We start from the raw sequence: 22,128 nt of genomic DNA, 5'->3' as shown, positions 1-22,128 counted from the left end.
ATTACGATAATTCTTTAAGTACCGGTAAATCTTTAAGTTCCGGGAATGGAATAACCGGTGGCTGTTCGGTGAGATGTTCGCCGATGTGCTTCTCCATCCAGACCATGTTGTACCAGCGGCCAAATTTATAACCGCATTTTTCAAACTCACCGACAAAACGATAACCTAGATGTTCATGGAAATTGATGCTGTTGCGGGTTAAGTATTCGTCATCAATCTTCGGGCAGGCAATGCATGCATTCAGATTCAGAAAGCCCTGCTTTTTCAGAATGCTTTCCAGAACGGCATATAATTTCTTGCCCAGTCCCATCTTTCTGGCATCTTTCTTCACATAGATAGAAGTCTCAATTGCCCAGCCATAGGCAGCCCGCGGATGGAAAGCAGAAGCGTATGCATAACCTACGATACTGCCGTTATGAACAGCTTTGATATACGGATATTTTGTCAGCGTATTTCGGATGCGTTCACGAAATTCGTCTACAGAAGGAATCGTATATTCAAAAGTAATTGCGGTTTCCAGAATGTATGGTGCATAAATATCGAGAAGTTCTTTTGCATCATCTTCGGAAGCGGTTTCAATTTTGACGTCAGTTTCTTTGAGGTTTTCGTTCATAGTAGTTTCCATAGTGGCAGTTCTCCCGTTTCAGTTATTTTTCCGCATCGCGCAGAATCTGTTCCTGTACATCTGGGTTGAAATGATTTTCTTTCAACATCTCAATCTCATATTTGTACGGTGCGTAAGATTTCTTCTCCTTGACTTGTGAAGGGATATAAGGCGTCTCCAGTATCTTTGGGACATCAGCAAAATCCGGATGATGCACGATATAGGATAATGCATCAAAACCAATCTCGCCGAAGCCGATATTAGCATGGCGGTCTTTGGCAGCACCGCAGACATTTTTGCTGTCGTTAATATGAAAAACGGCAATACGTTCTTTCCCGATAATATGGTCAAATTTCTGTATTACACCGTCAAAATCATGTGCGATATCATAACCGCTGTCGTGCGTGTGACAGGTATCAAAACATACACTTAATTTTTCATTGTAAGTAACCCCATCGATAATACGTGCGAGCTCTTCAAAATTTCTGCCGATTTCAGATCCTTTTCCAGCCATTGTTTCCAGTGCGATCTGAAGATCCATGTCAGGTGTAAGTACTTCATTTAATCCTTTGATAATCTGTGAAATACCGACATCTGTACCGGCACCGACATGAGCGCCCGGATGCAGGATCAGCACATGGCTTTTGCAGGCCCTCGTCCGTTCGATCTCTGTCCGTAGAAAATTGACAGCCAGTTCAAAAGTTTCCGGCTTTACGGAATTGCCAAGATTAATAATATATGGTGCATGAACAACGATCTGTTCAATGCCCTGTGCATGCATATATTCCCATGCAGCATCAATATTTAATTCGGAAATGTCTTTGCGGCGGGTATTCTGTGGTGCACCTGTATAGAACATAAATGTATTCGCTCCGTAGGAGACTGCTTCTTTCGCAGAACCTAAGAGCATTGCCTTGCCGGACATGCCGACATGTGAACCTAGTAACATAATCATACTCCTTTTGTATTTATTTATATTGAGGACCATTAAGCCATAAAACTACTCCTGCGCAAGCACATCGCGATTTCAGGCTTTTTGACCCTGGCATCAAATTCTTGATATCGTAACACAAATTGTATTTTTTTACAAGAAGAGAGAGGATTGAGGTTGTTGAGGGGATTGTCTTGTGTTAGAATACATATTATGTTCAGAAGTCTGTCTGGACGTAGATATATTAAAAAAGGAAGACTTCTGAAATGGCAAGGAAGAATGAGTAGGAGGAAAAACATGGATAAAATTATTAATCTTGTGGAACAGGAAATTGCCGCAGCCTTTGACAAGGCAGGATATGATTGTGCACTGGCAAAAGTAACGCTTTCCAACCGTCCGGATCTCTGTGAATATCAGTGTAACGGAGCAATGGCTGGAGCGAAGAAATATAAAAAAGCACCGTTTATGATCGCAGAGGATGTTCTTGCAAATTTAACAGATAAAACATATATTGGAGAGATCGAGGTTGTAAAACCAGGATTTATCAATATTAAGTTAAATGAAGATGCAGTTGCTGCATACTTAAATGACATGAAAAAAGATGAGAATCTTGGACTGGAACAGGCAAAAGAACCAAAGACGATCGTAATCGATTACGGCGGACCGAATGTAGCAAAACCGTTACATGTCGGACATCTTCGTTCTGCAGTTATCGGCGAGAGTGTGAAGCGTATCGCAAGAAAAGCAGGACATAAAGTATTAGGAGATATTCATCTCGGCGACTGGGGATACCAGATGGGACTGATTATCACAGAGCTTCGCAAGAGACAGCCGGATCTGCCATATTTTGATGATGCATTTGAAGGAGAGTATCCGGAAGAAGCACCATTTACCATCGGAGAACTGGAAGAGATTTATCCGACTGCAAGCGGTAAAGCCAAAGAAGATGATGCATACCGTGAAGAAGCATTGCATGCAACATATTTATTACAGAATGGTCATCGCGGATATACAGCAATCTGGAATCATATCATGCATATTTCTGTAGCTGACCTTAAGAAAAATTATGCGAATCTGAATGTAGAATTTGATCTCTGGAAGGGTGAGTCTGATGCACAGGCATACATCCCGGATATGATCGAGCGCCTGAAAAAAGAAGGATATGCCCACATTGATGATGGAGCACTTGTTATCGATGTACAGGAAGAGTCCGATACAAAAGAGATTCCACCATGTATGATCCAGAAATCAGATGGCGCTTCTTTATATGGAACAACGGATCTTGCAACATTAGTACAGAGAACACAGGATTACCATCCGGATCAGGTTGTTTATGTAGTAGATAAACGTCAGGAACTGCACTTTGTACAGGTATTCCGCGCTGCCAAGAAGACTGGAATCGTACCGGAAGAGACAAAACTGTCATTCTTAGGTTTTGGAACGATGAATGGCAAAGACGGTAAACCGTTTAAGACAAGAGAAGGTGGCGTTATGCGTCTGGAGAATCTGATCGCAGAGATCGATGAAGAGATGTATAAGAAAATTACAGATAATCGTACAGTGTCAGAAGAAGAAGCAAAAGAGACAGCGAAGATTGTCGGACTTTCCGCGATCAAATACGGAGACCTGTCCAACCAGGCAGCCAAAGACTATGTATTCGATGTAGACCGTTTCACTTCCTTTGAAGGAAATACAGGACCGTACATTCTGTACACGATCGTGCGAATCAAGTCTATCCTGAACAAGTACAAAGAGCAGGGCGGTAATGTAGAAGATATTACACTTCTTCCGGCAACATCAGACAGTGAGAAAGCACTGATGTTGGAAGTCGCAAAATACAACGAAGTGCTGGAGAATGCATTTGAAGAACTGGCACCGCACAAGATTTGTGCATATATTTACGATCTTTCCAATGCATTTAACCGTTTCTATCACGGAACGAAGATCCTTGCAGAAGAAGACGCGAAGAAGAAAGAAAGCTACATCTCACTTCTGATCCTTACAAAAGAAGTACTGGAAGCATGCATTGACGTATTAGGATTTGAAGCACCGGAGAGAATGTAATCATCTGATATAGCCTCCGGCAGGATTGCAGAGATGCACAGAAGAATATGTCATGCGTTGCATGACGTGCATCTCGCAGCAAGAATGCCGAGGGCATTCTTGAATACACAAGTGAGGAAAAATATGGAGACAGAGAAATTATTTTACGAAGACAGTCATCTGAAGGAGTTTACAGCAAAAGTCATCTCCTGCGAACCATATAAAGAACAGTATAAGGTTGTATTAGATCGCACCGCCTTCTTCCCGGAAGGCGGCGGTCAGTATGCAGACACCGGAATGCTGGATGATGTACGTGTGCTAGATGTACATGAGAAGGAAGGCATCATCTATCATACGACAGAGAAGGCACTGGAAGCCGGTAAAACTGTAACCGGTAAGATCAACTGGGAAGAACGTTTTGAGAAGATGCAGCAGCATACCGGAGAACATATCGTATCCGGGCTGGTGCATGAAAGATTCGGTTATAACAATGTCGGATTTCATCTTGGGAGTGATTACTGCACGATGGATTTTGATGGAACACTGACAAAAGAGCAATTAAGAGAGATTGAGCTGGCAGCGAACCAGGCAGTCTGGAAGAACATAGACATTGTAGTGACCTATCCGTCCAAAGAAGAGCTGGCAAATATGGATTATCGGAGCAAGATCGAGATTGAAGGACAGGTAAGGATCGTAACGGTTCCGGGGTATGATGTATGTGCCTGCTGTGCTCCGCACGTAAAGAAGACCGGCGAGATCGGGATGCTCAAGCTGGTAAATATGGTAAATTATAAAGGCGGCGAACGTATCACAATGTTATGTGGTGTGCGTGCGCTGAAAGATTACGAAGCAAAAGATGCAAATGGAAAAGAGATCTCCGCACTGCTCTGTGCGAAGGAACTGGAGATTGCAGATGCAGTCCACCATATGAAGGAAGAGCAGACAGCATTAAAAAGCAAAGTGGCAGATCTGTCAGGAAAGCTTCTTGCTTACCGTGCAAAAGAGATTCCGGTGGACGTACCGATTGTGACAGTATTTGACGCCGATCTTTCAGGTAATGGACCGCGGGAGCTGATGAATCAGCTTCTGGAAAGAGGAGCGAAGATTGTTGCGGTATTTGCGGGAAATGATGCAGACGGTTATCGTTACGTCATCGGAAGCAGGGAGACGGATGTCCGTCCGATGAGTAAGAACCTTAATGCTTCCTTCCAGGGAAGAGGCGGCGGAAAACCGGAGATGACGCAGGGTTCCCTGAAAGGAAAAGAAGTCGAAATAAGAACATTTATACAGGCTGAAGCAGATGCATAAATTCTACGGCGGCTTTGGAGACTGGTACATGGCTGTTATAAGCCAGTGCCAGTTTTCTTTTTGGAAGTTCCTCTTTCATTTCCAGAAGAAAGAGATCTTCCGGCATTTTGGTCAGGCAGTAATCCGGGATAAATGCAATCCCAAGACCGATGCGGGCAAGGTCGATGAGCAGGTCGTTGCTGCTTAATTCCACTTCCGGAACAAGATCCAGTTGATGCTGCTGGAACAATGCATGCAGATATTCGCTGGTCGTGCTGTTCTTATCCAGCATGAGGATTGGATACTTCAGCAGTTCCTGATAGGACATTTTCCGGCCGCGCAGTTCCTTGAAAGTTTCATCTGCAATAAATACATCCTGAAAGTCATGTATGGTTGTGGACGTGAACATAGAGTCCAGATGACTGTTCGGAAAATTCACTACAATCAGATCGACCTGCCCGCTCCGCAGAAGTTCTACACAGCGGATGGAAGTAGCATTGGTAACTTTGATGTGCGTCCCAGGAAAAGCCTTGTGAAACTGTTCCAGATAAGGAACGAGGAAATACCGGCAGATCGTATCGCTTGCGCCGATGCGGAGCTGACCGATTCCGGAGGAGGCTTCCAATAATTGCGATTCTCCGCGCACGATCAACTGTACGGCAGGCTCAATGTGGCGCAGGAGGATCTCCCCTTCCGGAGTGAGACGGACTTTTTTTGTACTGCGAATAAACAGCGTCTGATTCAGTTTCTTTTCCAGTGTCTTGATGGACTGACTGACTGCAGACTGGGAGATAAAAAGCTTACCGGCAGCTTCGGAGAAGCTTAAGGTAGTCGCTACATAATAAAAAACTTTGTACAACTCAAAATTAATATCTGTTTTGTTATTCATAGATTTTATAAGACCTCCTTATAAATATTGGAATTATTATAAGTGAAAAACAAGTGAATTACAAGAATGGATATGCTAGAATAAGAATAGAGTGTGAAAATACAGATTATTAGAAGAATCAGGTATCAGGCAGGAAGAATCGAAAAAATAAACGGAGAAAACAAGAAATATGAAACGAAATATGATATATACTGTATTAGCGGCAATGTCTATGTTTGCTCTGCTTATCATCATACTGGTGACAAGTATTCAAATTGCCATATACGGTGATTCGGAGTATCATTTTTATCAAAAAGAATATGAGAAATATACGGTCGCGAAAGCACTGGATATGAAAATATCTGATCTGATGGAAGTTACGGAACATATGATGGCATATCTGGATGGAAAGGAAGAAAAACTCTCTGTGGAAGTTCCGGTGGAGGGTAAAATGCAGGATTTCTTCAACAGACAGGACCGGGAACATATGGCAGATGTACAGGTACTCTTTCATAAAGGAAGAATCGTACGGAGATTTGCCACAGCAGTAGCAGCGTTTTTGCTTGCAGTATTATATGTATGTAAGAAATATCTGAAAATAAAAGATCGGCAGACAGCAGGGGTACAGGCAAAACAGTGGCGGTTGCGTACAATCCTTTTTCGAGGATATACGACAGCACTTGGAATCTTTGTGGCAATCGTAGCAGTAATCGCCGCCGCATGTGTCAGAGATTTCTCGGCGACATTTACCTTATTTCACGAATTGATTTTTACAAATAAACTGTGGCTGTTTGATGCGGGGACGGATTATATGATCCGGATGCTGCCGGAAGGGTTCTTCTCGGACATGGCATTTCGGATCCTGCTTACATTTGGCGTGGCTGTGATCATATTGTGGGCTATGCTATTTATATGGAACTGTATGTGCAACCGGAAAAGGTCGTATATGGCTAAGAACAGATAAGTTGTAAAATAAGATATAGCCACACATATTACATAGATTATAAGATAGATTAATAAGATATACTAATAAAAATATTTATGTATATTAATTTTATTAATAAAATAAAATGTGTTACAATGTAACTAATGACTAGTAAAAGAGTACAAATGGAGGAAATTGTATGAGTAGTGTAAGACGAGTTTACGTGGAGAAAAAGCCTGAATTTGCAGTACAGGCAAAGGATCTTAAGCATGAGATCAAGAATTATCTTGGAATCCGTGATATCAAAGAAGTCCGGATTCTGATTCGTTATGACGTGGAGAATATTTCCGATGATACATTTGAAAAAGCATGCAATGGTATCTTTTCCGAACCACCGGTAGATATCTTATATCATAATGCATTCCCGGAGACAGAGAATGCAAAAGTATTTTCCGTAGAGTTCCTGCCGGGACAGTTCGACCAGAGAGCAGACTCTGCAGTACAGTGTATCCAGTTTATCAAAGAGGATGAGCAGCCGGTGATCAAGACAGCGACAACTTACGTAATTGTTGGCGCCGAGGGCGCGATCTCCGAGGAAGAGTTCGAGGCAGTAAAAGCACACTGCATCAACCCGGTAGATTCCAGAGAAGCACAGGAGCAGATTCCGGAGACACTCGTTACAAAATTCGAAGAGCCGGCAGATGTGAAGATCTTTGACGGATTCAAAGATATGGCAGAAGCCGAACTGAAAGAATTATATGCGTCCCTTGGACTTGCCATGACATTCAAGGATTTCCAGCATATTCAGAATTATTTCAAAAAGGAAGAGGACAGAGATCCATCCATGACAGAGATCCGTGTTCTGGACACCTATTGGTCCGATCACTGCCGTCATACAACATTCTCTACCGAGCTTACAGATGTGAAGTTCGAGGACGGAGACTATAAGGCACCACTGGAAGAGACATACAGACAGTATCTTGCAGACCACAGTGAGATTTTCAAAGGCAGAGAAGATAAATTCGTATGCCTGATGGATCTTGCGCTGATGGCAATGCGTAAACTGAAAAAAGAAGGCAAGCTTGAAGATCAGGAAGAATCTGACGAGATCAACGCATGCAGTATCGTAGTACCGATCAAAGTGGACGGTGTAGAAGAAGAGTGGCTCGTAAACTTTAAAAACGAGACACACAACCACCCGACAGAGATCGAGCCATTCGGTGGAGCTGCGACCTGCCTTGGAGGAGCTATCCGTGATCCACTGTCAGGACGTACTTATGTATATCAGGCAATGCGTGTAACCGGAGCAGCAGATCCGACCGTATCTGTCAAAGATACGATGAAAGGAAAGCTGCCGCAGAAGAAACTGGTTCGTGAAGCAGCACATGGATACAGCTCTTACGGAAACCAGATCGGACTTGCAACCGGAGCAGTCAAAGAGATCTATCATCCGAACTACGTTGCAAAACGTATGGAGATCGGAGCCGTTCTCGGAGCAGCACCGAGACGTGCCGTTATCCGTGAAACATCTGATCCGGGAGATATCATCATTCTCCTCGGCGGACGTACCGGACGTGACGGATGCGGTGGAGCAACCGGATCATCCAAAGTACATACCGAAGAGTCCATCGAGACATGCGGTGCAGAAGTACAGAAAGGTAACGCACCGACAGAGCGTAAGATCCAGCGTATGTTCCGCAGAGAAGAAGTAAGTAAATTAATCAAGAAATGTAACGACTTCGGTGCAGGTGGTGTATCCGTTGCCATCGGAGAACTTGCAGACGGACTGCAGATCGATCTGGATAAAGTGCCGAAGAAATATGCCGGACTTGACGGAACAGAGATCGCTATTTCCGAGTCCCAGGAGCGTATGGCTGTTGTCGTAGATCCAAAAGATGTCGATACATTTATGAACTATGCAGCAGAAGAAAACTTAGAGGCAACAAAGGTAGCTGTAGTAACAGAAGAGCCGAGACTGGTACTTTCCTGGAGAGGAAAAGAGATCGTCAACTTATCCCGTGCCTTCCTTGATACAAACGGAGCGCATCAGGAGACAACGGTTACTGTAGAGATCCCAAGCCGCAAAGATACGATTCTTACAAGAGAAGAAGTAAAAGATGTCAAAGCAAAATGGTTAGAGACATTAAAAGACCTGAACGTATGCTCACAGAAAGGTCTTGTAGAGATGTTCGACGGTTCTATCGGAGCAGCTTCCGTATTCATGCCGCACGGTGGAAAATACCAGCTGACAGAGACACAGGCAATGGTTGCAAAACTTCCGGTACTGACAGGAGACTGCGATACCGTTACGATGATGAGTTACGGATTTGATCCATATCTGTCTACATGGAGCCCATACCACGGAGCTATTTACGCAGTGACAGAGTCTGTTGCGAAGATTGTGGCAGCAGGTGGAGATTACAGCAAGATCCGTTTCACATTCCAGGAGTATTTCCGCAGAATGACAGAAGATCCGACCAGATGGAGTCAGCCGTTCGCAGCACTGCTCGGTGCTTACAATGCACAGCTCGGATTCGGACTTCCATCTATCGGAGGAAAAGACAGTATGTCCGGAACATTTGAAGATATCGATGTACCGCCGACACTGGTTTCCTTCGCAGTAGATGTGGCAACAGAAAAAGACATCATCACACCGGAATTAAAAGCAGCAGGAAATAAACTCGTATGGATGCAGATTCCGACAGATGAATACGACGTACCGGAATATGCAAAAGTAATGGATGCTTACGGTAAATTCACAGACGACATCAGAAGCGGCAAGATCGTATCTGCTTACGCATTAGACAGACACGGAATCGTATCCGCAGTCAGCAAGATGGCATTCGGTAACCGTATGGGTGTTACCATCTGCGACAGCGTAGATGCAAAAGACCTGTTTGCACCGGCATTTGGTGATATTATCGCAGAAGTACCGGCAGATAAAGTAGACACACTGACAATCCCGTACACGGTGATCGGTGAAGTAAATGCAGATGCTGTATTCGCATACAAAGAGGTGAAACTGACAGAAGCAGATGCAGAAGCAGCATGGAAAGAGCCACTGGAGAAAGTATTCCCAACCAACTCCGGAGCAGAAGGACAGGAAGAAGCAGTGAAGAGTGATGTATACAAAGCATCCGATATCCACATCTGCACACACAAGATTGCACAGCCGACTGTATTTATCCCGGTATTCCCTGGAACAAACTGCGAGTTTGACAGCGCGAAAGCATTTGAGCGTGCAGGAGCGAAGACGATTGTCAAAGTCTTCCGCAACCAGAATGCAGCCGACATCGTAGATTCTGTAGATGTATTTGAAAAAGCAATCGCACAGTCCCAGATCATCATGTTCCCGGGTGGATTCAGTGCAGGAGATGAGCCGGACGGTTCCGCTAAATTCTTCGCAACTGCTTTCCAGAATGCGAAGATGAAAGAAGCAGTAGAGAAGCTGTTAAATGAAAGAGACGGACTGGTACTCGGTGTGTGCAATGGATTCCAGGCACTTGTCAAACTGGGACTGGTTCCGAACGGAGCAGTTACCGGACAGAATACAGATGCACCGACACTGACTTACAATACGATCGGACGTCATATCTCCAAGATGGTGTATACAAAAGTTGTATCCAACAAATCCCCATGGCTTGCACAGGCAGAGCTTGGAGGTGTATACACGAACCCGGCATCCCACGGAGAGGGACGATTCGTAGCAAATGAAGAGTGGCTTAAGAAACTCTTTGCAAACGGACAGGTAGCAACACAGTACTGTGATCCGGAAGGAAATGTTACGATGAATGAAGAATGGAATGTCAACGGTTCTTACTGCGCGATCGAAGGTATCACAAGTCCGGACGGACGTGTATTCGGTAAGATGGCACATTCCGAGAGACGTGACAGAAGTGTAGCTATGAATATTTACGGAGAACAGGATCTGAAGATCTTCGAATCCGGTGTTGCATACTTTAAATAAAAGTGAAACTTAGAGCGCAATCTGTTTCACTAAAAGCGAAAAAGAATCAACTAAAATGAAATAAAATCAATATTTTTGCAAGTAGTACAAATAAATGTTGCAAAAAACTGCAAAATTTGTAAAAAAAATACTTGCCATATGCACTCTTTTCCTTTACAATGATAAAGGACAAAGACGTCAGAGAAAAACGGGTGGATTTGTCCATCCGTTTTCTTTTTAAAAGGATGTTTTTTTGAGACAGAAAGATTTAGGAGGTAACAAGGTTATGTCATATGTTGATGAAGTACTGGAAAGAGTAGTAGCTAAGAACCCTGCTGAACCAGAATTCCACCAGGCAGTAAAAGAAGTATTAGAATCATTGAGAGTGGTAGTTGAGGCGAATGAAGAGAAGTTCAGAAAAGACGCCTTACTGGAGAGACTTGTAGAACCAGAGAGACAGTTTAAGTTCCGCGTACCGTGGGTAGACGACAAAGGACAGGTACAGGTGAATACAGGATACCGTGTACAGTTCAACAGTGCAATCGGACCATACAAAGGAGGCTTACGTCTTCACCCATCTGTAAATCTTGGAATCATCAAGTTCCTCGGATTTGAGCAGATCTTCAAGAACTCCCTAACAGGACTCCCGATCGGCGGAGGTAAAGGTGGTTCTGATTTCGATCCGAAGGGCAAATCAGACAGAGAAGTTATGGCATTCTGCCAGAGCTTTATGACAGAACTTTGCAAATATATTGGAGCAGACACAGATGTTCCTGCCGGAGATATCGGAACAGGAGCAAGAGAGATCGGTTACATGTTCGGACAGTACAAGAGAATCCGCGGACTGTATGAAGGCGTTCTTACAGGTAAGGGATTAAGCTATGGCGGATCTTTAGCAAGAACAGAAGCTACAGGATATGGTCTTCTTTATTTAACAGAAGAACTTCTGAAGATTAACGGAAAAGACTTAAAGGGAATGACAGCAGCAGTATCCGGATCCGGTAACGTAGCAATCTACGCAACAGAGAAAGCACAGCAGCTTGGAGCAAAAGTTGTAACAGTCAGCGATTCTACAGGATGGGTATACGATCCGGAAGGAATCGATGTAGCTGCATTAAAAGAGATCAAAGAAGTAAACCGTGCAAGACTGACAGAGTATAAGAAATATCGTCCGAACTCAGAATATCATGAAGGACGCGGCGTGTGGTCAGTAAAAGTTGACCTGGCTCTTCCTTGCGCAACACAGAACGAATTACATCTGGAAGATGCAAAACAGTTAGTAGCTAACGGATGCGTAGCTGTATGCGAAGGTGCGAACATGCCTACTACATACGAAGCAACACAGTATCTGCAGGAGAACGGAGTGATCTTCGCACCTGGTAAAGCTGCCAACGCCGGTGGAGTTGCAACATCTGCATTGGAGATGTCACAGAACAGCGAGAGATTAAGCTGGACATTTGAAGAAGTAGATGCCAAATTAAAAGACATCATGGTAAATATCTGCCATAACATGGACGAAGCTGCAAAACGTTACGGAATGGAAGGTAACTATGTAGCAGGCGCTAACATCGCAGGATTTGAGAAGGTTGTAGACGCTATGACCGCTCAGGGAATCGTGTAAGAGAAAAAAGTTTAAAATTAGTCATATACTTGACATTAAAATTATTGATTCGTATAATAATATTGTAAAGACAGATGCGTCTGTCTGGGTGAGCTGACACCTTAAAAATCTGACATTTTAGCCAGTTCGTTGGCTGGCAGGTTGGAGAGCAACAGAAAAACTCTACAGTTAAACCGCACATAGTGGGGCGGAACGTTGGCAGACAACAGTAAAATCAGCAATATCAGAATTAGAAAAGGTTGTCCGAGAGGGCAACCTTTTTTGTATAGTGGGGAATACAAATGAAAAAATATGATAAAAAATCAGCAATAAAAATTATTGTACATGCAGCAAAAGAATATGAAGAAAAATTGAATAATAAGCACTTTTTGATTGTTTATCAGAAAAAATCACTTACTAAAACAGTAGAAATCGGTTTTCGTGATATGAACTTTTTACATTTAACAGGAGTAAAGACTAAGTTATCTGCACAACAATTTTATGCGGCATGTTTGGAGTCTAAATTAGCAGAAAGAGATTTTGAAATTGATAATAAAGGGAAGGTGCAACAGAAATTAATGGTATTACCATGTCTTTCTAAGCTTATGTCTCATCATTGTCTAGTTGGAGAATTTATTAATAGTGGGGTATATATTCGGGCAGATTATTTTGTTGGTGATACAAAAGCGATATTAAGTGTTGGTTTTCGTAATGGAAATCGTGTGGATTATCCAGTAACATTATACAATGAAGATGTAAAACGATTGTCTAACCCAACAAATAAAGTTCTTGCAATTTTTTCAAAAAGCTATAAAGAGAAATGTTATAATAAATGTACATACCTTTCAAAAGGGCAAGAGATTGGTAAGTTGAAGTTAGAAGAAGATATAAGAAAAAGAATTGAAATTGTAAGATAGCGACATTGCATGCAAGCGGTATGATCACGAGGGGGAAGAGAAGCGCATGCTACAAGTATACTTAAACCTGCTTGATACGCAGGAAGACAAAGAAAAATTTGAACAATTATATGCTCTGTACAGCAAAAAGATGTACAAAGTTGCATATCAGATCCTGCACAACAGACACGACGCAGAAGACGCAGTACACGACAGTATTATTGCTATCATAGATAATTTAGAAAAAATTAAGAAAATAAACTGTCACGAAACATGGAGTTACATTGTTACTATAGTTAAGAGCAGAGCATTTAACATCTATCAAAGAAAAGGAAAACGTTCTGAACGGGAAGCCCGGGAGCAGGACTACAGGAATTATCCATGTGAACAGCAGGAAAGTCCGGAAGACGCATATCTTTATAAAGATGTAACGACCATATTGCAGGAGCTGATTCTGGAACTGCCTTATCCAAAGCGGCAGATCCTTTATCTACACTATTATATGGATATGACGTTCGTAGAGATAGCAAAGATCGTGGAGTTATCCGAAGAAAATGTGCGCCAGATCGCTGCCCGTTCCAGACAAAAACTGGAAAAACAATTGCGCGAAAGGGGAATCACAGATGGAAATGAACAGAATCAGTGACGAACTGTTACGAGAAGCAGTGAAGCAGGCATGCGAGCGGGAAGGTGCTTATTATGAAGAATTTACAAAAGATGCGAAGCATCATTTCTCAATTCGTCATCAGATACGCATGCGGCGATTATACAGGAAGATGAAGAGAAAAAAGGCAGAAGAACCTGTGGACAGATATAGGGTATATACATATCCAATAACGGAAACGGATAATCGGAGGCAATTCGTATCAACACGCGTACCACGTCTTCGCCCGAGGTTATTTTTGATAGTCGTTCTTCTGATGGTCGGTATGAGTATGACAGTATTTGCAATAGAGCCGATTCGTGAAGGTATCTACCAACTGATTGAAAAATGTTTTTCGGATCATACAGACATCAGCTTTGAGAAAGTGCAAAGCGAGATCAAGGGACAGGAAGAAGAAATCAAAGAATTTAAGCCACAGAAGCTGGAGTATGTGCCGGAGGGGTATGTGTTGGAGAATGAGGAGACGGATGAAACATTTTTAATGTATTCGGCTGATTATGTAAATGAAGAGGATTATTCACTTTTCTATGAACAGACAGCAATACAATTTTTTAATCCAACTATTTCATCAAATGGAGAAAGAATGGAAAAAATAGATGTAAAGAATAAACAAGGATATTGGATTAAGGATACGGGAGGCTGGAATCATCTGATATATGTTAACGATGGATATGTATATTATCTTTCTGGACATGAAAATATTGATAATCTCATAAGTATTTTAGAAAAAAATAAAAAAATTAAATAAAAAGTGTCACGAAGTACCTCTTTCGATTGTTACTTATAGTAAAAGCAGAAAGGAGGTACTTTTTTATGTACCAAAGAATGAAAATGTTACTCGGAGGATTAATTTTGAGCACGGGATTGGTGGTGGCTACGCCAGTGTCCTATGCAGCAGAAACGCAAGTGAATGGAAAGGAGGATATAGAGCTTGCGTATGTAAATGTATCGAAATGCGATTGTAATTTATCGATATCGGGAAAAGAAGCTACATGTAAAAGCAGTGTAAACAGTAAAAGTTCACAATCTATTAAAGTTACAATGAAATTACAAAAGTATTTATCTGGGGAATGGAAGACATTAAAAGAATGGACTGGTTCAACAACTGGTAAAACATATAGCTTGAGTAAAAACTACACAATTGCAACTGGAACATATCGTGTAAGGACAACTTTCAAAGTTGGAAATGAAACAGTTACTAAAAACAGTAGTTCTGTAAAAAGATAAAGAGGTAAAAAGCTTATGAAAAAAAGCAAAAAGCGAAAAGAAAAATATTATTCAAATTGGAAACGAATCACAGCAACTACATTAATAGCGGCACTATCCGTCACCTCCGTATCACTGGAATCACTGGCTGCTGAACCGGCACAGACAGCGGAGAATCCGTCACAGACCGAAGCAGCTTCCGGTGCGGATGACAGTGTAGAACGCCCAAAAGAATTAAAAGGTGTGACAGAAGAGGATGCTGTGAAGAAAGAGAATACCGAGACTTCCACCACGTTCCAGATCGGGAATGGTAAGAAAGTATCCGTATTCTATCAGGAACCGGTGCGGTATAAAGATGAGTCGGGGAAGCTCATTGATTATGACCCGTCACTGGTAAAAGTGGACAGTGCGAAGAGTGAGAACAAGGAAAGTCTGAAGGGCTATGCATACGAGAACGAAGAAGGGGATGCCAAACAGTACTTTCCGGAGAAGCTGTCGGATACGACGCCACTTTTGATGGAAAAGGACGGCTACAGTGTTGCGCTCAGTCCGGACATGAAAAGCAAAGCTGTTGAAGTAGAGAAGGAGGACTTCACGAACGGATATGAAGAGACGGAAGAAGTTCCGCTGACAGCAGCTTATGACACCTCGGAACCGGTCACTTATGCATATACTTCCGGTGAGTCCGGGATCAAGGAAGAGATTCGGCTTGCCAAGTGTCCGAAAGAAAATACGTTTTCTTATACATTGAAATTAAAAGGCTTGAAGCTTAGAAAAAATCCGGTGGATGAAGGGCTGACTCTCTACGATAAAGAAAGCGACGAGATTGTTGGTTCGGTCGGTGCTCCGAATATGAACGATGCCATTGGGAAGGCATACAGCGAAGAACTGACAACCAAAGTAGAGGAAGCAGGGGAAGACACCTATTGTGTAACAGTGACCGCAGACTGGTCTTATCTGAAAGACAAAGACCGTCAGTATCCGGTTGTGATCGATCCGACGATCAAGTGGACAGGCAACACGGATCTTGGGGACGTGTATATCTTAAGCGGTTCTACCTATAAAGATTACAACTTTTACACCAGTGGTGTAACGGTGATGAATGCAGGAAAAGCATCCAAAGGAATCTACCGGACCTACCTTGCTTTCAAAGATATGAAATCCAAGATCAAAGGCAACTATGTAGACAGTGCCATCTTGACAATGTATGAGACCGGGAACAGTACGAAAGGGCAGACGGTACAGGCATACCGGGTAAAAGAAGCATGGGAGCGTTCCAAGGTGACCTGGAACAAACGTCCGGGATACAATACTTTATACAGCACGGTGAAGACAACTGGAAAAGCAAAGACCGCCAGAACGTTAGATTTGACTTCTTTTGCCAGAGGGCTTGCCAATGATTCGATTGTCAATTACGGCGTGATGTTAAAAGGCGCGGATGAGACCGGAAAGTATGCGGAGTTTGTAGGTTCCAGAAACAGCACGACCAGTCTCCGCCCGAAAATGGTTGTTACTTATTATGATAAACCGACCAAGGCAACTTCCGTATCCGTAACACCGTCTTATGTAAAACCGGGAACAGCGATCAAAGCAAACTGGGCAGGGATCACGTCCAAAGGATTATCCTATGTCCAGTACAAGATTGTAACATTGAATCCAACAACTCTGGAAGATGTCAGTGAATTAGTTCCGTATTCTTCCAGTACCAAACTGGGAACCAGCGGAAGCGGCTCGGCAACGATCGCAGCGAGTACCGGCTGGAAAGAAGGCAGCTATAAGATCGGTATCCGTGGTGTAGACAAAGGAAACCTTGCAGGACCTGGAGCAGGTGCAAGATTTGTGATCGATGGAACGGCGCCGACAATGAATAAAATAGTACTGACACCGGCGACAACAAAAGAAGAACCGACCGATGTGCAGAATCCGACGATCCAGTGGTCAGGTGTATCTGATGCAAACCTCAAACAGATGGAATACAAGATCGACGATGGCGCATGGAAGAAGCTGGGAACCGGAACCAGTGGAAGTGTGGAACTTCCGGCAGGCACGATCACCGGAAATGGACAGCATAAGATCGCTGTCCGTGCAGTGGACAAAGCAGGCAATGTCAAAGAAGAAGTGCTGGACTATTATTATAAAGATAATACAGCCGGATTTGACGGTTATCTTCCGAAAGACGGAACCCTCACCCTGCGGAAAGACTATGGCAAGAACCTGATCTCCTGGGAGACCGATAAAGTGTTAAATGACACGGTGTATTACCGGATCTACAGAGGAACAGAAAAGGGCTTTACACCGGATGAAGAAAACATGGTCTGTAAGAAAGTGTTCAAAGGTTACTGGATCGATCTGGAAAGTGCAAAGGATGAGAAATGGTATTATAAAGTAGAAGCTGTCCGTGCAGATTCCTCCGGTGAGATCGAAGAGCAGGAACTGATTGATACTGTCTTAAGCGGAACAGGAACCGCGCCGGAAGAGTTTGAAAAACATACCGGAAGCCAGGACTATCTGGGATACCAGAGTTTCCAGACACCGACCGGAAACGGAACCGTGGAAGACCAGAGCGGAAATCTTACTTACAGTCAGGAAGATGCAACACTTCCGGCAAGTCAGTTGACATTTGAAATGGCGAGAACTTATAACAGCCAGTCGCTTCTTACTGGAATGTTAGGAACCGGATGGAGTGATACCCTGCATAAAGAACTGATTAAAGGTGAAGATGGCACGATGTACTATCTGGACAGTGACGGAAGCATCTATCATTTCGAGAAGAGTGGGGATACTTATGTCTGTAAAGAAACGAAAGATCTGACATTGAATGATGGAAGTGTAAAAACACCTTCCGGTGATACCGCAGCCAGTGTAAAGAGTACCCAGATTGGGGAGATGAGTTACTCTTATAAAGAAACAATCGCAGAAGAAAATATCGTAAAGAACCGCAAACATGCCTATACGATCAAAGACAAGAAGGGCGTCCTCTACCGTTTCAATAAAGAAGGACAACTGGTAGCGGCGCTTGATCCGGATGGCACGTTCCTTCTCTATGAGTATTCTGCAGATGGAAGACTGAAACGGGTATCTTCGGATGCGTTAAAGACAATGGAACTGAGTTACCAGAAAGATTCCGGACTTCTGGAAGAGATCACACTTCCAGACGGAACAAAACTCTGCTATACTTACAGTAATGGAAGATTAACGGAAATGAGCCATTGCGGTAAGGATGGCAAAGCACTGGTTTCTTATGCTTATGGCTATGACAGCGATCACCTGAATAGTGTGACGGATGGCAAGGTGCAGAAATATACGATCACTTATAATGGTGAAAAAGTATCCGCAGTAACTTACCCGAACGGAGAGAAAGAAAACTGGGGATATGCAGGTGGAAAGACAACCATAACAAAGAAAGCTTCTGACGGGACAGAAGTCCGCACGAACAGCCGGGAGTATGACACAAAGAGCGGAAAAGTCACAAAAGAGACCGAAGCCGATGGAAGCGTAACAACGTATACTTATGGCTATGCAAAGAATCCATATCTTGTGACAAAGACAACGAAGCAGATGGGATACGAAGAACTGAACAACGGAAAAGTCGAGTGGAAGACGAAAGAGTCTGCTACTGAGACCAACTATGATGAACAGGAAAATATCATCAGTGAGATGGAAGAAGACGGAACGAAAACAGAGTACACCTATGACACGACCAGTGAGTGGACAGAAGACCAGCCGAAGACAGAAGTTGTGACCAAAGGGGAAACCGTCATCAGCAAGGAAAGTTATACCTACAATAAGACCGGAAACCTGAAGAAAGAAGAGGAAAGTGGCGATCCTTCCAATAAGAGCATAACAGAGAATACTTACGATGGAGATGGAAATGTCTTAGAATCCACAACTACAGTAGCCGGGATTGAGACCTCCAAAACGACCTCCAAGTACGACCTTTCCGGAAATGCAACGGAATCTGCAACCACCAGTGGAGACGTAGAAAGCCAGGAAAAGAATACTTACGACGTCATGGGGCGCGTGACAAAGAAGGCAGATCCGGATACCGGAGAAGTAACCGAATATACCTATGATGAACTGGGAAGACAGATCAAGTCTGTCAGCACTCTGAATGGAAAAAGCCAGACGACGATATCCTCTTATGATGCCAACGGAACGGTTGTTTCCGAGACTGGAACCGATGGAGTAAAGACAGATTATGTATATGATTCCCTGAACCGTGTGGTAAAGAGAACGGTTACAAAGGGTACATCCCTTACTTACACTACAGCCTATTCTTATGGGGATGTTACGGTACAGGATGGCAGAGGAACCAGAACGGTTAAGAACGCATCGATCCAGAAGGAAAGCTATCCAAGTGGAACAACAGCATCCGAGACGTATACCGATGCTTCCGGTAATGTGGTAAGAGAGAAAGCAAACGGTCTGTATACGGATTACACTTATGATGCCTCCGGCAATCAGGTCGTTGCATATGAGAATGGAACCGGTGCGGACGCAGCAGAAGGAAAAGTGACACTTGCACTCTATGATGAAGAGGGCAGAAACTTTGCAACCATCGTGAATCCGGGTGTATCCGGGGAAGCCTATCAGGTCAGTGAGGACAGTCTGGTTACCAAACAGTCTTATGACACAAAAGGAAATGTCGCAAAAGAAACCGATGCTATGGGAACAGCAACCGCATATTCCTATGATGCTTCTGACCGTGTGACAGAAGTGACACAGAACGCAGGCAAAGATGGCGCTGTTGTAACCAAAGCCTCCTATGAAACGGACACAGAGAACCAGAAGAATAAGACAACCGTTACCGATGCAGGCGGAAGAAAGAGTATCGAAGTCACGGATGCGGCAGGTCTCATAAAGAGCAGTCAGGATCAGGGCGAGAAGGAAGACGAAAGCATTGCAACCGCTTACAGCTATGACAGCCGTGGAAACCAGACAAAGGTTACTTATGAAAATGGAGACTACCGGGAAGATACTTATGATGCAAGAAATCTGAAGACCGTATCGAAATACTATCAGGCAGACGGAACCCAGACATTGCAGACAAACTATCAGTATGACGACCAGTACCGTCTTACAAAGATGACGGATGCGAAGAAGTCTGGCAGTGAGAGGAAAGCATACCGCTATACATATACCGGTTATGATGGATTTGGAAGAACTGCTTGGACAGCAGAAGTCTCACAGGAAGCAGAGCCGACTGATGCACAGATCGCAAAACACAAGATCTCTTACAGCTATGATACGGAAGATAAGATCACGGAAGTTACTTATGCGCTGGCAGAAGACGGAAGAGTGGAAAGCCTGCACTATGCGTATGACAAGAACCAGTATCTGATCGCTATCAAAGCAAAGATCAAAGGCAGTGACGAGGAAAAACTGATCCGCAAATACCGCTATAACGAACGAGGAAAACTGTTTACGATCGTTGACTTTACTGATTATAGAGATAAGAACGAAAGCTATGTGGCAAGGTTCTATGAGTATGATGCATTGGACCGTGTATCTTCTATGACCTATAAGAGTGGATCGACTGTTCTGGAAGCCTATACTTATTCTTACGATAAGAATAACAACATCGTGAAGAAGACCGAGAAGAACAGTACCGCCAAAGAGGAAAAAGACCATACCGATAAGACGACAGAATACACGTACAATGCACTGAGAAGACTGGTGAAGAGTGTTGCGACTGACCATAAGAAGAATGAGGAAAAGACCACCACGACTTACAGCTACGATTCCGCAGGAAACCGTACAAAGAAAGTCAAAGGTGAAGAAGAGACGGCGTATACCTACAATGGTCTGAACCAGCTCCTAAAGGCAAAGACAACCAAAGGCGATACCGTAAAGAATGACATTTCTTATGAGTACGATGTCAACGGAAACCAGATCAAAGAGACCGATAAAGAGACAGGAGATAGCGTAGAGAATACTTATGATGTAGAAAACCGCTTAAGTACGGCAACTGTAACGAAGAAGAAGAGCGGTACATCCGGCGACGAGACGGTCAGCCTGACACAGGAAAACCTGTACAATGGAGACGGACAGCGCATCCAGAAGAAGGAAGCCGGAGAAGTCACAAACTACTTCTACGAAGACGGCATGGTATCCTATACAACCGGAGCAGACACCGGAGAGAAACGGATCCAGAACCTGTCCGGACTGGAAGACAACGTGATCTATGCAGAACAGAAAGTAACCGGAAAAGACGGAACAGCATCCGCTTACCAGGACTTCCTGTATACGAAAGATATCCAGGGCAGCACTTCCAGCATCCTGAACAAGGATACAAAAGGCGAACTTTCCTACGAGTATGATGACTTCGGAGAGACCAGTATCCACGGAAGCAGTGCTTTAAAAAATGAAATCTGCTACACAGGCGGCATCTACGATGAAAACACCGGACTCTATTACCTGAATGCAAGATACTACGATCCGGAGAATGGAAGATTCCTGACAGAAGATACCTACCGGGGAGAAGTAAATGATCCAGACACCTTACATCTGTATGCATACTGCAAGAATAATCCGATCAATTATGTAGATCCGAGTGGACATAAGTGGTTGGGATTTTCTGAAATAAGAAAAAAATCTATAGATGGGGATGGAAAAGCGATTGCTGCTATAACAAATTATAGGGGGAATTGCCGAGCAGATAAAGGAAAAAAATATAAAGCTAATACAAAGGGATATATAAATTACCAACCAAAATTGGGACATGTAAAATTTAGATCTACAAATGTTAAAAGAAATGGATGCGGTATTATTGCAGTACATAATACATTAATTACAAAAAATAAGGCTCAAAACTTTTTGAAATTAGTGACAGAATTTGATTACTATATGATATCATTGGGAATTTTGGGAATTAGGGACAGTACTGTTAATGCAGGACTAAAGCACTATATATCAACAAAAAAATGTGGTACAGTTAAAAAATTTGATAAAGCACTAAAAAAAGGAAAAACCGGGGTTATATTATATAAACATCCGACAGATTCGCATTATGTGTCTATTGAAAGAATTAATAGTAAAAAAATTGTTGCTTATAATGTGTTTAGTAATCAATATCAAACAGTACCAGCTAAAAGTACTGAAGATTTCTTAAAGAAAAATGGGTTTAAATATAAAAATGGATTTGCAGCAACATAAACT

At 43.1% G+C, this 22,128-nt stretch carries 13 protein-coding genes; 10 read left to right on the top strand and 3 right to left on the bottom strand.

Features of this window, described 5'->3' with window-relative positions; translation table 11 throughout:
• Position 1: 1 nt before the first annotated feature.
• Both DW125_RS05650 and DW125_RS05645 read right to left on the bottom strand, forming a co-directional pair.
• Positions 2-625, bottom strand: a complete 624-nt coding sequence (locus tag DW125_RS05650; RefSeq protein WP_226976963.1) for a GNAT family N-acetyltransferase — start codon at positions 623-625, stop codon at positions 2-4.
• Between the two features lie 22 nt (positions 626-647).
• On the bottom strand, positions 648-1,553 hold the full coding sequence (locus DW125_RS05645) for a deoxyribonuclease IV (RefSeq protein WP_117537353.1): 906 nt from the start codon (positions 1,551-1,553) through the stop codon (positions 648-650).
• A gap of 279 nt (positions 1,554-1,832) precedes the next feature.
• Here DW125_RS05645 and argS point away from each other — a divergent pair, with 279 nt between their 5' ends.
• Both argS and DW125_RS05635 read left to right on the top strand, forming a co-directional pair.
• The gene (gene argS / locus DW125_RS05640) at positions 1,833-3,599 is read left to right on the top strand and encodes an arginine--tRNA ligase (protein ID WP_117537352.1); all 1,767 of its coding nucleotides are present in this window, start codon (positions 1,833-1,835) and stop codon (positions 3,597-3,599) included.
• Positions 3,600-3,722: 123 nt separating this feature from the next.
• Positions 3,723-4,886: an alanyl-tRNA editing protein gene (locus tag DW125_RS05635; RefSeq protein ID WP_117537351.1), complete on the top strand. Its 1,164-nt coding sequence runs from the start codon at positions 3,723-3,725 to the stop codon at positions 4,884-4,886.
• On the opposite strand, the gene DW125_RS05630 is transcribed toward DW125_RS05635, so the two are convergent.
• Complete coding sequence (locus DW125_RS05630) at positions 4,861-5,754, bottom strand: LysR family transcriptional regulator (protein ID WP_021861369.1); 894 nt, start codon at positions 5,752-5,754, stop codon at positions 4,861-4,863. The genes DW125_RS05635 and DW125_RS05630 overlap by 26 nt on opposite strands.
• Before the next feature lie 169 nt (positions 5,755-5,923).
• Here DW125_RS05630 and DW125_RS05625 point away from each other — a divergent pair, with 169 nt between their 5' ends.
• From DW125_RS05625 to DW125_RS05590, 8 genes are all read left to right on the top strand, one after another.
• Entirely contained in the window at positions 5,924-6,697 is a 774-nt protein-coding gene (locus DW125_RS05625; RefSeq protein WP_117537350.1) for a TIGR01906 family membrane protein, read from the top strand.
• Between the two features lie 160 nt (positions 6,698-6,857).
• Complete coding sequence (locus DW125_RS05620) at positions 6,858-10,625, top strand: phosphoribosylformylglycinamidine synthase (RefSeq protein ID WP_117537349.1); 3,768 nt, start codon at positions 6,858-6,860, stop codon at positions 10,623-10,625.
• Positions 10,626-10,890: 265 nt separating this feature from the next.
• Positions 10,891-12,225: an NADP-specific glutamate dehydrogenase gene (gene gdhA, locus DW125_RS05615; protein WP_021861366.1), complete on the top strand. Its 1,335-nt coding sequence runs from the start codon at positions 10,891-10,893 to the stop codon at positions 12,223-12,225.
• 281 nt (positions 12,226-12,506) lie between these two features.
• Positions 12,507-13,121 carry a PBECR4 domain-containing protein gene (locus tag DW125_RS14000; RefSeq protein ID WP_021861365.1) on the top strand — a complete coding sequence of 205 codons (615 nt, stop codon included), beginning with the start codon at positions 12,507-12,509 and terminating at the stop codon, positions 13,119-13,121.
• Between the two features lie 46 nt (positions 13,122-13,167).
• Positions 13,168-13,746 (top strand): RNA polymerase sigma factor, encoded by a 579-nt coding sequence (locus DW125_RS05605; RefSeq protein WP_117537348.1) that lies wholly within the window; start codon positions 13,168-13,170, stop codon positions 13,744-13,746.
• Positions 13,724-14,512, top strand: a complete 789-nt coding sequence (locus DW125_RS05600; RefSeq protein WP_158549891.1) for a DUF4367 domain-containing protein — start codon at positions 13,724-13,726, stop codon at positions 14,510-14,512. The genes DW125_RS05605 and DW125_RS05600 overlap by 23 nt, the downstream gene beginning before the upstream one ends.
• 65 nt (positions 14,513-14,577) lie before the next feature.
• Positions 14,578-14,991, top strand: a complete 414-nt coding sequence (locus DW125_RS05595; RefSeq protein ID WP_117537346.1) for a hypothetical protein — start codon at positions 14,578-14,580, stop codon at positions 14,989-14,991.
• 15 nt (positions 14,992-15,006) lie between these two features.
• Positions 15,007-22,125 carry a DNRLRE domain-containing protein gene (locus DW125_RS05590; RefSeq protein WP_117537345.1) on the top strand — a complete coding sequence of 2,373 codons (7,119 nt, stop codon included), beginning with the start codon at positions 15,007-15,009 and terminating at the stop codon, positions 22,123-22,125.
• Positions 22,126-22,128: the final 3 nt, after the last annotated feature.

The sequence above is a fragment of the Dorea sp. AM10-31 genome, assembly GCF_003435815.1.
In the GTDB taxonomy this organism is placed as follows: domain Bacteria; phylum Bacillota; class Clostridia; order Lachnospirales; family Lachnospiraceae; genus Dorea_D; species Dorea_D hominis.
This window is presented reverse-complemented; position numbering and strand designations above follow the sequence as displayed.